The 219-nt window shown below is 41.1% G+C and carries 1 pseudogene; it reads right to left on the reverse strand.

Annotated elements, in window-relative coordinates:
• Positions 1-140: pseudogene (locus ACTHSP_RS24345) on the reverse strand (Fur family transcriptional regulator); the annotation flags it as partial.
• Between the last annotated feature and the right edge of the window lie 79 nt (positions 141-219).

Below are 219 nucleotides of genomic sequence, written 5' to 3' on the forward strand. Positions count from 1 at the left end.
TGCATCTGCGACAGAACGTTGTAGGCTTTAATCACGCCGCTTTGTTTCAAAACAATATCAAGCACTTGCTCGCGCAAAGCGGTTACCTGCACGCCATCGCGCTGCGCTTGTTCTAAGATTTTTTGTTTGATTGCGTTCATAGCTGAAACAGCCTTTCAGACGGCCTTGTTAATAAAAAATTACATTATAACGTGTTTGTTCAATTTCAGATAACAAAGA

Source organism: Neisseria sp. P0001.S005, from assembly GCF_051963715.1.